This is a genomic window from Rhizobium sp. YIM 134829, from assembly GCF_046546455.1.
The window spans coordinates 291,271-300,249 of sequence record NZ_JBKHKI010000006.1 but is presented as its reverse complement, the minus strand read 5'-3'; the positions used below and the strand labels follow the sequence as shown (position 1 = coordinate 300,249).

The 8,979-nt window shown below is 63.1% G+C and carries 18 protein-coding genes; 1 reads left to right on the top strand and 17 read right to left on the bottom strand.

The features are described 5' to 3' along the window. Positions 1 to 137: 137 nt before the first annotated feature. The 7 genes from ACLE20_RS13380 to ACLE20_RS13350 are packed head-to-tail and all read right to left on the bottom strand — an operon-like array spanning position 138 to position 3,962. The gene (locus ACLE20_RS13380) at positions 138 to 779 is read right to left on the bottom strand and encodes a hypothetical protein (protein WP_410940791.1); all 642 of its coding nucleotides are present in this window, start codon (positions 777 to 779) and stop codon (positions 138 to 140) included. Next, the gene (locus ACLE20_RS13375; protein WP_410940790.1) at positions 776 to 1,000 is read right to left on the bottom strand and encodes a hypothetical protein; all 225 of its coding nucleotides are present in this window, start codon (positions 998 to 1,000) and stop codon (positions 776 to 778) included. Before ACLE20_RS13375 ends, ACLE20_RS13380 begins: the two co-directional genes overlap by 4 nt. Further along, positions 997 to 1,452 (bottom strand): hypothetical protein, encoded by a 456-nt coding sequence (locus ACLE20_RS13370; RefSeq protein WP_410940789.1) that lies wholly within the window; start codon positions 1,450 to 1,452, stop codon positions 997 to 999. The genes ACLE20_RS13375 and ACLE20_RS13370 overlap by 4 nt, the downstream gene beginning before the upstream one ends. Then, on the bottom strand, positions 1,449 to 1,673 hold the full coding sequence (locus ACLE20_RS13365; protein WP_410940788.1) for a helix-turn-helix transcriptional regulator: 225 nt from the start codon (positions 1,671 to 1,673) through the stop codon (positions 1,449 to 1,451). Before ACLE20_RS13365 ends, ACLE20_RS13370 begins: the two co-directional genes overlap by 4 nt. Beyond that, positions 1,670 to 2,206, bottom strand: coding sequence for a hypothetical protein (locus ACLE20_RS13360; protein WP_410940787.1), 537 nt, complete (start codon positions 2,204 to 2,206; stop codon positions 1,670 to 1,672). Before ACLE20_RS13360 ends, ACLE20_RS13365 begins: the two co-directional genes overlap by 4 nt. After that, positions 2,203 to 2,517: a hypothetical protein gene (locus ACLE20_RS13355; RefSeq protein WP_410940786.1), complete on the bottom strand. Its 315-nt coding sequence runs from the start codon at positions 2,515 to 2,517 to the stop codon at positions 2,203 to 2,205. The genes ACLE20_RS13360 and ACLE20_RS13355 overlap by 4 nt, the downstream gene beginning before the upstream one ends. Beyond that, entirely contained in the window at positions 2,514 to 3,962 is a 1,449-nt protein-coding gene (locus ACLE20_RS13350; protein WP_410940785.1) for a DnaB-like helicase C-terminal domain-containing protein, read from the bottom strand. Before ACLE20_RS13350 ends, ACLE20_RS13355 begins: the two co-directional genes overlap by 4 nt. Positions 3,963 to 4,045: 83 nt before the next feature. Between ACLE20_RS13350 and ACLE20_RS13345 the strand changes: the two genes are divergently transcribed. Beyond that, entirely contained in the window at positions 4,046 to 4,291 is a 246-nt protein-coding gene (locus tag ACLE20_RS13345) for a DUF982 domain-containing protein (RefSeq protein WP_410940784.1), read from the top strand. Positions 4,292 to 4,293: 2 nt separating this feature from the next. Here ACLE20_RS13345 and ACLE20_RS13340 read toward each other — a convergent pair whose 3' ends face one another. The 10 genes from ACLE20_RS13340 to ACLE20_RS13295 form a co-directional block, all read right to left on the bottom strand. Beyond that, entirely contained in the window at positions 4,294 to 4,875 is a 582-nt protein-coding gene (locus ACLE20_RS13340; RefSeq protein WP_410940783.1) for an MT-A70 family methyltransferase, read from the bottom strand. Beyond that, positions 4,872 to 5,075: a hypothetical protein gene (locus ACLE20_RS13335; RefSeq protein ID WP_410940782.1), complete on the bottom strand. Its 204-nt coding sequence runs from the start codon at positions 5,073 to 5,075 to the stop codon at positions 4,872 to 4,874. Before ACLE20_RS13335 ends, ACLE20_RS13340 begins: the two co-directional genes overlap by 4 nt. Further along, positions 5,072 to 5,932, bottom strand: coding sequence for a methyltransferase (locus ACLE20_RS13330; RefSeq protein WP_410940781.1), 861 nt, complete (start codon positions 5,930 to 5,932; stop codon positions 5,072 to 5,074). The genes ACLE20_RS13335 and ACLE20_RS13330 overlap by 4 nt, the downstream gene beginning before the upstream one ends. Beyond that, complete coding sequence (locus ACLE20_RS13325; RefSeq protein ID WP_410940780.1) at positions 5,932 to 6,552, bottom strand: hypothetical protein; 621 nt, start codon at positions 6,550 to 6,552, stop codon at positions 5,932 to 5,934. The genes ACLE20_RS13330 and ACLE20_RS13325 overlap by 1 nt, the downstream gene beginning before the upstream one ends. A gap of 47 nt (positions 6,553 to 6,599) precedes the next feature. Beyond that, positions 6,600 to 7,181 carry a hypothetical protein gene (locus ACLE20_RS13320; RefSeq protein WP_410940779.1) on the bottom strand — a complete coding sequence of 194 codons (582 nt, stop codon included), beginning with the start codon at positions 7,179 to 7,181 and terminating at the stop codon, positions 6,600 to 6,602. Between the two features lie 5 nt (positions 7,182 to 7,186). Then, positions 7,187 to 7,741: a hypothetical protein gene (locus ACLE20_RS13315; RefSeq protein ID WP_410940778.1), complete on the bottom strand. Its 555-nt coding sequence runs from the start codon at positions 7,739 to 7,741 to the stop codon at positions 7,187 to 7,189. Continuing rightward, a complete protein-coding gene (locus ACLE20_RS13310) occupies positions 7,738 to 8,127 on the bottom strand; it encodes a hypothetical protein (protein WP_410940777.1) in 390 nt (129 codons plus the stop codon). The genes ACLE20_RS13315 and ACLE20_RS13310 overlap by 4 nt, the downstream gene beginning before the upstream one ends. A 207-nt stretch (positions 8,128 to 8,334) precedes the next feature. Next, positions 8,335 to 8,532: a hypothetical protein gene (locus tag ACLE20_RS13305; protein WP_410940776.1), complete on the bottom strand. Its 198-nt coding sequence runs from the start codon at positions 8,530 to 8,532 to the stop codon at positions 8,335 to 8,337. Continuing rightward, the gene (locus ACLE20_RS13300; RefSeq protein WP_410940775.1) at positions 8,525 to 8,701 is read right to left on the bottom strand and encodes a hypothetical protein; all 177 of its coding nucleotides are present in this window, start codon (positions 8,699 to 8,701) and stop codon (positions 8,525 to 8,527) included. Before ACLE20_RS13300 ends, ACLE20_RS13305 begins: the two co-directional genes overlap by 8 nt. Next, a complete protein-coding gene (locus ACLE20_RS13295) occupies positions 8,698 to 8,979 on the bottom strand; it encodes a hypothetical protein (protein ID WP_410940774.1) in 282 nt (93 codons plus the stop codon). The genes ACLE20_RS13300 and ACLE20_RS13295 overlap by 4 nt, the downstream gene beginning before the upstream one ends.

The window sequence follows — 8,979 nt, the reverse complement described above, 5'->3', positions numbered from 1 at the left end:
GTGCTGGGTTGAAAAGTTTAAGGCGACTCGCCCAACTGGGGCACTGTCTTAGAGGTCGCCCTCCGGGACGGACTCGAACCGTCTCTTTCACCATGATCTCGGCCAGCGAGCGGGATCGAACCGCCTGACTGTTGAGGCTAAGCCTCCATTCCCAACTTCTGACGGCGCCGCGCCTCGCGCTCCCGCCGTTCGTTGCCCTTCTCAATTCGGGCTATAAGGGTGGCCAACTCCGGACTGTCCATGTCCAGTATCGGCTTGGCATCCGGTGCCATCCATTGCCGCGGTGTCCGCTCGCAGAAGTTCGACGTTACATCGGATTGACCGTGTTCTCCCTCATTTTCGGACAAGGGTAAATCCCCATTGTTCAGCCGAGGAAGGGTAATCCGGTTGAGACTGTTCGCAATAGATTGACAATGCGATTGGATCGACCGTCGTAGCATTCGGTCGTTCATATCATTTTGTGCTGCGAAAGCCGAAATCTTCATGCCTTTGCGCACTTTCACCCATGACCAGGCGTAGAGCAGCTTGCGAGAAGGCTCGTCCAGGAAGGTGTTGATCCAACCCCAGACCTGCTCGCTGCGGCCAAGGGCGGCTGCTGACGCACTCTCGCGGTACCGGGCTTCCTCCGAGCCATAGGCCTCGGAGAAGCTCTGCACCGCCTCCGGCATGCTGCTGCCGAACTGCTTGGGCCCTCGTGTCCTCGGCATCATCCGGATGGTGTCGGCCATCTCGATCACGCGGTCCTCGACTGCCTTCCACGTCCACGCCTGGTACTTCATTGGGCATTCTCCTCCTTGGGCAGCGTCGGCACCAGCTGCTCGATCCTTCGGTACAGGCGTTCGGGAACCATGATCACGGGTTTGGGCGTGAGGCGCTCATCGGCCGGGATGATGGTGATCTGCCCGTGCGCTGCCAGCGCGATCAGCGCTCTGCAGAGGTTGTCGTTCGCACCATCCATTGTCGCGATGGCGGCTTTCATCTTGTCGATCATTTCGGTCATGCGGCTTCTCCTGAGAGCATATCGATAAGGTCGCCCTGGATGGGCCGGAAGAAGCGGACCCCGATCAGCACGCGAAGGACGTGGGTGGTCGGGATGCCGCAGTTCATGGACTTTGCCTTCCGGCGCAGGCTGCCGAGGTCGATCGCGTTGAAGTCGCTGACGAGCGACGGCGAGCGAACCAGGCTCGGGTTGCGGAGGAGCACCGACGACACTGCGCGCATCATGTCAGCATAGAGTTCGCTCGCGTTCGACTTGGTGCCGGTCATGAGCATGAAGACGAGCCGGAGGTGATCCTCGCCATTCGCCTGCCCGATCTCGCGCACCGTCGGCTTGCAGTAGCATTCGAAGGGCTTGCGGCTGGTCGGGCTGTGCAAATGGCCGTCGAAGAGCTTCACGCCGCACTGGCGAGCCACCTTGTAGATGTCGCAGTTGTGCAGCCGGCCATTCGTCATTCGATCCACTTGCTCCTGATCGAGATTGCGACCAGATGATCGCGACCGGTGGCCCGGGCCTTGCGCTTCGCGTCCTGGACGTAATCGTTGACCGTGTGGATCGATAGACCGAGCATGAAGGCCGCGTCCTTCGTGTGGACGCCATTGGCGATCAGCTGGACGATCTTGTGCTCGGTTCGGGTGAACGGGCACGGCCGAGTGATTGGGCTGGCGATGTTCATCGTGATAGCTCCCAGCCATACTTGTCGATCCAGAGCGCGATCGTCGCATAGCTGACGCCGACTGCACGGCCGGCCGCACGATTGGAAGCGCCGGCAAGCAGCAGCCGATAGGCTTCTTCGCGCTGCTCATCGGTGGCGAAGACCTTGGGTTTGCAGACGTAGCCGTGCTTACACAGCGCGCTGATCAGCGTTGTGTGATCCCTGCCGAAGATCCCGCCCAGACGCGCCAGGCTGAGCCGAGGGAATGCGCAATGCATCTCCCACATCAGCAGATGACGGATCGAGGCAACATCCCGCGCGACCGAATGGCCGGTGATAATGTCGACTGAGGTGTCGAGCTCGCTGCAGCGGCGGCGCAGGAACGCCCTGGGAGCGGCTTCTACGGCCGGCGGATCGGGCAGCTCCGCGGCAACTGGGGCTGCCGTTGGCTTGATGCGCGGCCGTGGCTTTCGCTCGGGCTGGCGCTGGGCATAGTGTCGGCGGGCGGCCTCGCGTTGGTAGGCGATGGGGTCGATTGCGGCGGTTGTGGTCATGCCGATGCCCTCCCCTTGCGCTCAATGACGGTTAGGCGGTCGGAGCCCTTCGCCCGGAACACGTTGTTGGCCTGCTGGAACACGAGCGCCTTCTTGGTGGTCGGGCCGGTCAGCGTCTCAGCGACCGTCTTGCTGTTCATCTGCAGGAGGAACTCCTCCTTGGCGGCCTTCTCGGCTTCGGCCTCGGATGCGAAAAGGATGTCGATCCCGCGCTGGCGCAGCACGCGGTTCTCGCCGTGGTGATAAAGGCGAAACCAGGCGATCCAGCCGGTGGGGCGGCGCATGGCGCCGAAGTCTACTCGGTTGCTCATAGCATCCTCCCCTGTACGGCCGCCGGCTGCGGGGTGACGTAGCGCGTGTAGCGGGCCTCGAACTTCAGCGTTTCGGTAATGGTCGGGTCTCCGAAGCGGACCTTGATCGAGCCGATCTCGGCGATGCCCTCGATCTCGCTGCCGAAGACCTTGTTGATTTTCTTCCAGTCGGCGTCGGATGCCGCGATCTTCTCCCGCTCGGCTTTGTATTTCTCGGCCCGGTAGAGGTACATGACGGCGTCGTAGTCGGCCCGGGCGCCCTCCCCGCCGTAGAGGTCGGCGGCGATCGGCCGGGGATTGTCGCGGCGGACGCCGGCGCTGTTGCGTTGGTTGAGGACGAGGACCGCGGACTTTGTCTCATCGGCCAAGGCCTTGAGCTCGACCGTCACCTCGCCCGAGATCCGGTCGGCGGAGAGCTTGGGATCGCGCGGCTTCACCTTGCCGATGTGGTCGAGGACGATGAACGGGGTGCGGCCGTTGGCCATCCGCTTGATGAAGCGGCGGGCATAGGTCACCAGTCGATCGACGCCTTCGCGCTGGCAGCGGATGATCTCCAGCGGCTGCTGGTCGATCCACATGGCGAAGTTGATGCACTGGTCCTGCTCGTCCTGCTTGAGCATTTCGGCGGGCTGGTTCTGCCGGCGGACCTCTATGCCGTGGACCTGGGCGATCATCTGCCGGACGCACTGGCCGGAGGACTGGTCGTAGGAGAGGAAGAGGACCGGGTGGCCCTCTCGGATGGCGTGGTAGATCAACTGCATTGTGAAGCTCGACTTGCCCTCGCCTGACGAGGACAGGAGGCCGTAGAGGTTGCCGGCTTCGAAGACAGGCTCGGAAAGAACGCGGGTTAGCTCCTTGAACGGCATCGGCACGCCGACCAGGCCGGAGTTGCGGGCGGCTGCGTTGAACATGGCGATGTAGCTGGAGCCGGCCGAGGTGCCCGAGCGCATGGCCGACAGGCGCTCCCGAGTCTCCTTGAACCGCTGCTCGACGCTGCTGATCTCCTCGTCTAGCGTCAGGAGGGAATGCCCCTCCTCCGCCAGCGTCCGAAGGTAGGCGCCGCCGTTGGCTGCCATATGAGCCATGGCCACGCTCTTGATCGTCTCGATCGCCTCCGGCAGCTCGGCTTTGGCGGATGGGTGAATGCCGCGCTTCACCAGCGCCATCAGATATTGCGCCGGTGTCGAATCCACTTCGCGCTTTGCATCGAAGCGGAAGGCCGCCGGCAGATATGGTTTCAGCGAGACCGGGCCGACCTTTTGGCCGCTGCGGTAAAGGTCCATCGCGGCGCGGAAGACGATGCCATGGATCTCTTCGACAAAGTCTTCGGGCTCCAGGCCGCAGTCGCCGAGGACGCTGTCATCCGAGAACATGCACCCGAAGAAGAGCTCGGCCGCCTCGAAGGCGTCGTCATCTGTGATCCGGTCGAACTGGGGTCGGTTCATGGCGTGCACGTTCATGCTGCCACCTCGCAATCACCGCAGATGAAGGCTATGAGGCGCTTCAATTTTGAGACGGAGAGCATGGTTTGACCACCGACTGGAACAAGGGCGTAACCCTCGCGCTGGAGGGCCCGGGAGCCTTCACGACCATCCGCAATAACCAGGAGGCCTCCTGGGCGCTGATCGAGGACTGGCCGATCGAGGACGGCGAGAAGCTGGACGCGGCGCTTCTGGTCCTTGAGGCTGCGATGAAGGGAAAGAAGTCGGCCGAGGCGGCGCGGCTGGCGTTCATCGCAGCGGCGCTTGAGGCTGGGATCGAGATTAGAGAATAGCATCACGCCGCCTCTCCGAATTTTCCAGCCTCATCGCCCCAAACCGTCCAACCGGTGCGGTTCGTGCGCGAGAAGAGCTCGAGGCGGTTGGCCTTGGGCATGAGCCGCTCGGCCGCGCTGTAGCCCTCCTCGGGCTTGCGGGAGTGCTCGCGGGCGAGGCCGGGGAAAGATGACCGGACGGAGCGCGAAGTCTTCGGCTCGCCCCGCTTGCCGATCAGGATGGGTTCGTTCGAGGTACGGAAGATGTAGCCGGTCCCGAACGCCTGCTTTCCGTTCCGGGTCGTCTTCATCCAGGAGCCGGCGGTGGCGAAGGTGAAGCCCCAGGCGGCCATCACCTCGAGCGCCTGCGGCAGCATCGGGTTGGTGGCCCAGAGCCAGAGGAGGCAATGAGGCGCCGCGAGGTCGAGAACCGGCATTGCCTTGATCTCGTCGAGCGTCATCAGGCGGTATTTCGACCGAGTGGACTTCGACTTGTCGCCGTTGTCCGACCACTCCTGCATCTTCCACGGAGGGTCTGCCATGATGAAGTCGAAGCTGTGGGGCTGCAGATCGCCGAACGGCCATGAGTCTTGGAAGAGCCTCATGAAGGCCTCCCGCAGCGCAGGTCGAAGTTCTCGTATCCCGAGGCGTCGAGAACTGCGAGCAGGTTCACAAGGAACCCGGCCGACAGTTCTTGCTGCGAGGCTCGGAGAGCCTCCGACATGGTCAGAACCGAGCGAGACAAAAAATCCTGGCTGTTCTCGCCTCCCCAGACGTCAACGATGATTTTGAGTGAGTCAGTCATGCCGCGCTCCCAAAAAGGTTCAGTTGAGCCGGCACTCCGATCGAGCGCCGAGTTGCAGGGGCCGCGGGGACGGGCGCCGGCGGCGCGATCAAGATCTCGGGTTCGATTGTCTCCTGCGTATCGAACTCGCAGCACACGATCTCGCAGACCGGCGACACTCCGCGCCAGGCGTCGCGATAGAGCGCCGTATCGATCCCGCAGTTCGGGCCGAGATAGATCCCCGTCTGCTGCTGGAAGTCGAAGGCCTTGCCGCTCGTGTCGCGCCGGTACTCCTGCGATCCGCTGTAGCGGAAGCCGCTCGACATCTGCGGGAGGAGGAAGACGCCATAGCTGGCGAGATGCGCTGCGATGTCGATCACATGGAATTCGAAGTCGGCGCCTGTGTAGCGGGGTGCGCGCTTGCCCTCTGGGCGTGAGATGCGACCGAACGGCGGGTTGCTGATGGCGAGATCGAAACTGCCGAGGCCCATGTCGATCACGTCGAAGACGCTCGCCTGGATCCAGTTCGCCTCCGGCAAGATCTTGCGGCCGGCGGCGACATAGTCGGGGTTGATCTCGACGCAGGTCAGCTCGAGGCGCGACCCGCTCTCCCACGCCAGCTTGCTCTTGACCGCGAAGGAGAGCATGCCGATCCCGGCGCAGAGGTCGATCACGCGGCCGGCGAAGGTCTCGATCGCGAAGTCACGGGCTAGGTCGAACGGCGTGAAGAAGGCGCCGGCCACTGTGTTGATGTGCGAGGCGGATTCCTGCCAGTTCTGGAGAACGAAGATCTTCTCGTCCTCTGTCAGGACGTCCTTCGCGAGGAGATCGCAGGCCTGCTGATGAGCTTTGGCCTGAGGTTCGGTGAGCTTCGCCATTATGCCGCGCTCCCGAACAGATCGCCGGCCGGACGCTCGTTGCGCTGCATGCGCAGTGCCATCAGCGCGGGTTCGTACCGGCGAGCGTGGAGTTTCATGTCCTTGATGTGACAGCAGATGGCCAGAGCGCAGGCCTCGGCGGCGTTGTGGTTGATCGCCTTCTGCGGCGGCAGGGCGATGCTCATCTGCTCGCACGCGGCGACTGCAGCCTTCTTCCAGTCCTTCTTGCCCTTGGTGTCTAGCGGCGGCTTGAAGCCACGGCCGAAGAACGAGACGCGCCAGGTCACCGCCGGCAGGGTGCCGTAGGGGATGCCGAAGTTTGCCAGCGTGGAGACGATCGCCGAGGTCGCCACCCAGGGATAGATCATGGCATCGGCGCTGGTGTTGCCGATCTTGGCGAGCGACTGCTCCTCTAGCACCGCGAAGTCCGGCTTTGCGCCACGGGCGATCAGCGACCGGATCATGTCCTTCACCTTCAAGCCGATCTGGTCGGAGGTGTAGTAGTGGTCGGCGCCTTTTGGCATTTCGAACACGCCGCATTCGATCGACGAGTGGTCCTTGGCCGTATCCCAGAAGGCCCAGCCGGTGCTTTTCGAGGGGTCGAAGGCGATGACCTTCATGCAGTATCCTCCGGGAGAGAGAGCGCCGCATTCGCGCGGCAGTGTGATCAGGCCTTCAGCTCGCCGAACTTGGCCAGCATCTCGCGGCGGCCGGGCGGCGGATCGCCCATGATGGAGGCGGTGACAGCGCGGGCGGGGGTGGACTTGGCGGCTGGCGGCGCAGATCTCGCCGGCGGGGCTGCGGCGGGCGGCGCGGAGCCGGCGGCTGCAGGCTTGGCGGCCTGCTTCGGCCCGGTTTCGTCGGCCCAGCGCGGCAGGACGATCTCGAGATAGCCGTCCTCGACGTCCTCGTGTTGGCACCAGCGTCCGGCTTCGGCGCGATCGACAAACGCGGACTGATGGCCGAGGCTGACGACCACATAGGTCACCGCCTTCATGGCCTTTCGGAAGGTGACCAGCGCATCGCCGCCAGCGTTGTTCTTGCGCAGGCGGACGAGGCCGTGGTCGCTGCCGTCGCCGATCAGCACCTCCAGCTTGTCGCCATCGGCCCAGCCGAGCCGCTTGGCAATGTCGGATCGGATGGAGAAGATCATGGAGGCCTGCCCCTTGCGCTTGCGCAGGCAGACCTTGATGCCAGTGCCGATGCTGGCAGGGGCAGCTGTGTTGATGGTGACGCGCTGGAAGCCCATGGCCGTCACTCCGCCGCGTCTGCAAAGGGATCGCCGCCGTCGGCGGCTGGCGCTTCGTTGGCGTTCGCCGCCTTGGCCGCGTTCCGCTTATCCATGGCGGACTTGAGGTTCTCGCGCGCGATGCGCTGCCCCTCAGCATAGCCGTCCAGATAGGCGCGCTCCTCGTCGCTGCCCTTCGCGTATCGGGTGGTATCGTTGAGGCCGGCGAGACCCGCCTCGACGCCTGAGGCGAAGATCATTTCTTGGGTCGTGACGCGATCGGCGAGCAGATCAGCGTTGCGGTCGTCGGGGATAAGGCCCAGGCGGATCCGATTCCGCTTCAGCATGTTGAAGTTCTCGACCTTCTTCTGCTTGTCGTCGGACAGCATGCAGTCGAGGTAATCCTTGACCTCGGCCTTCGAGAAGCCGTCGTTCTTCAGGTCGGCGTCGAGCTTCTTCTCCTCCGCCTTCAGGTCGTCCATGCGCCGGCGGAGATCGACCTTCTTGCTGACGTGGTGGCCCCAGAGCGCTTGGTGCTCCTGCTCCGTAAGCTTGCTGTTATGTCCTACTGCTGTCGTCATCGCCGTTTCCTTCCTTCCTGGGTTCCTTCGCGCGGGATGAGATGAGCTGACGCTTTCGCCTCCAGTGCCTCCACCTCATTGATAAGATCTGCCAGAGCAGCATGGCCGTAGATCTCCTCCTCCATCTTGAGCTCGTGCTTAAGTTCAGCGATCAGACGCAGGTTGAAGTTGACGTAGGCCTGATGGATTCGGCCCAGCGTCTCGACGCCGATCACCTTGGTTTCGCGCTTGATGATGCGCTTGAGGCTGCGGGCCGATAGGCGGCACCAGCCAGCGACGTCTTCCAGAGCCCGGGTCTCGTCACCCCAGCCTTCAACCCGTCGCTTGAACATTCTCTCGGCGTAATGCGCCGCTCGTTCTGGGGAATAGAAGTCTGCAATAGACATGCGGCGGGCCTCTGAATGGTTGACCACGGGTTGGTGAGTTTCTGACCGTTCCAAGTTTCGCGCTCCTGTTAGGTTGAGGGCGTCGAAGGGAGCGGCGGTTCAGTTGGCCGGCTCTAACGAGACGACCGGAGATCACGAACACCGAGCCAGGGGCTGAACAGTTTGGCGACGGGACAGCGCCGCGGCTCGGGTGATCGTGGGAATGGGTTAGGCGCCGAACTGGCGGATGATGTCGACGAGCTCGGCTTCGGACATCGCGGCTATGGACTGCTCAGCGTGCTGGTCAGCCTTCTCAGAAGCGCGACGATGGAAATGAGAGCAGAGGCCGAGCCAGACAAACCGGGCGGCAAAGCCCAAGCAGACTGCGGCAAGACCCATGAGGGCATAGAACATCGTGTCAGACATAACCGAAGGCCTTTCTCATCTGATCTTGGAGACGAGATCCGATCTCGGTCTCGGTGACTTTGGTCGAGAGGATGTCGAGAGCCTCAGCAGCCGGGCTCGGTTGCTTGGGAGTGGCGGCCGCGCCGCCGATCAGGACAAAGCCCTGCTTCTTGGCGTCGTCGGGGGTCATGCCAGCTCCGTCTGCTTGGAGGGCTGCAGGAGCTTGGTGAAGACGCTGATGTCGGTCTCGCGGGTGACTAGCGGGCGGAAAGCGTCATGCTCCCAGCCGGCGTTCTGGGGGAAACCCTCGAGTTGAAGCCAGCATCCCGCATCGTCGACTTGAATATGGCTGACGACGTAGATCCTCCCCTCAACTGGATCTGGACCGCTGTACGGAGCGTCGTCCAAGCCGAACCAGTCAGCTGAGATACACACGACCTTCTGCCCAACCTGGAAATTGCACTGCAT

Coding starts and splice junctions, on each gene's coding strand:
- ACLE20_RS13305 (WP_410940776.1), bottom strand. CDS start 8,532: ATGTCTGACACGATGTTCTATGCCCTCATGGGTCTTGCCGCAGTCTGC.
- ACLE20_RS13300 (WP_410940775.1), bottom strand. CDS start 8,701: ATGACCCCCGACGACGCCAAGAAGCAGGGCTTTGTCCTGATCGGCGGC.
- ACLE20_RS13360 (WP_410940787.1), bottom strand. CDS start 2,206: ATGACCACAACCGCCGCAATCGACCCCATCGCCTACCAACGCGAGGCC.
- ACLE20_RS13335 (WP_410940782.1), bottom strand. CDS start 5,075: ATGACTGACTCACTCAAAATCATCGTTGACGTCTGGGGAGGCGAGAAC.
- ACLE20_RS13370 (WP_410940789.1), bottom strand. CDS start 1,452: ATGACGAATGGCCGGCTGCACAACTGCGACATCTACAAGGTGGCTCGC.
- ACLE20_RS13340 (WP_410940783.1), bottom strand. CDS start 4,875: ATGAGGCTCTTCCAAGACTCATGGCCGTTCGGCGATCTGCAGCCCCAC.
- ACLE20_RS13355 (WP_410940786.1), bottom strand. CDS start 2,517: ATGAGCAACCGAGTAGACTTCGGCGCCATGCGCCGCCCCACCGGCTGG.
- ACLE20_RS13325 (WP_410940780.1), bottom strand. CDS start 6,552: ATGAAGGTCATCGCCTTCGACCCCTCGAAAAGCACCGGCTGGGCCTTC.
- ACLE20_RS13330 (WP_410940781.1), bottom strand. CDS start 5,932: ATGGCGAAGCTCACCGAACCTCAGGCCAAAGCTCATCAGCAGGCCTGC.
- ACLE20_RS13375 (WP_410940790.1), bottom strand. CDS start 1,000: ATGACCGAAATGATCGACAAGATGAAAGCCGCCATCGCGACAATGGAT.
- ACLE20_RS13350 (WP_410940785.1), bottom strand. CDS start 3,962: ATGAACCGACCCCAGTTCGACCGGATCACAGATGACGACGCCTTCGAG.
- ACLE20_RS13295 (WP_410940774.1), bottom strand. CDS start 8,979: ATGCAGTGCAATTTCCAGGTTGGGCAGAAGGTCGTGTGTATCTCAGCT.
- ACLE20_RS13315 (WP_410940778.1), bottom strand. CDS start 7,741: ATGACGACAGCAGTAGGACATAACAGCAAGCTTACGGAGCAGGAGCAC.
- ACLE20_RS13320 (WP_410940779.1), bottom strand. CDS start 7,181: ATGGGCTTCCAGCGCGTCACCATCAACACAGCTGCCCCTGCCAGCATC.
- ACLE20_RS13380 (WP_410940791.1), bottom strand. CDS start 779: ATGAAGTACCAGGCGTGGACGTGGAAGGCAGTCGAGGACCGCGTGATC.
- ACLE20_RS13310 (WP_410940777.1), bottom strand. CDS start 8,127: ATGTCTATTGCAGACTTCTATTCCCCAGAACGAGCGGCGCATTACGCC.
- ACLE20_RS13365 (WP_410940788.1), bottom strand. CDS start 1,673: ATGAACATCGCCAGCCCAATCACTCGGCCGTGCCCGTTCACCCGAACC.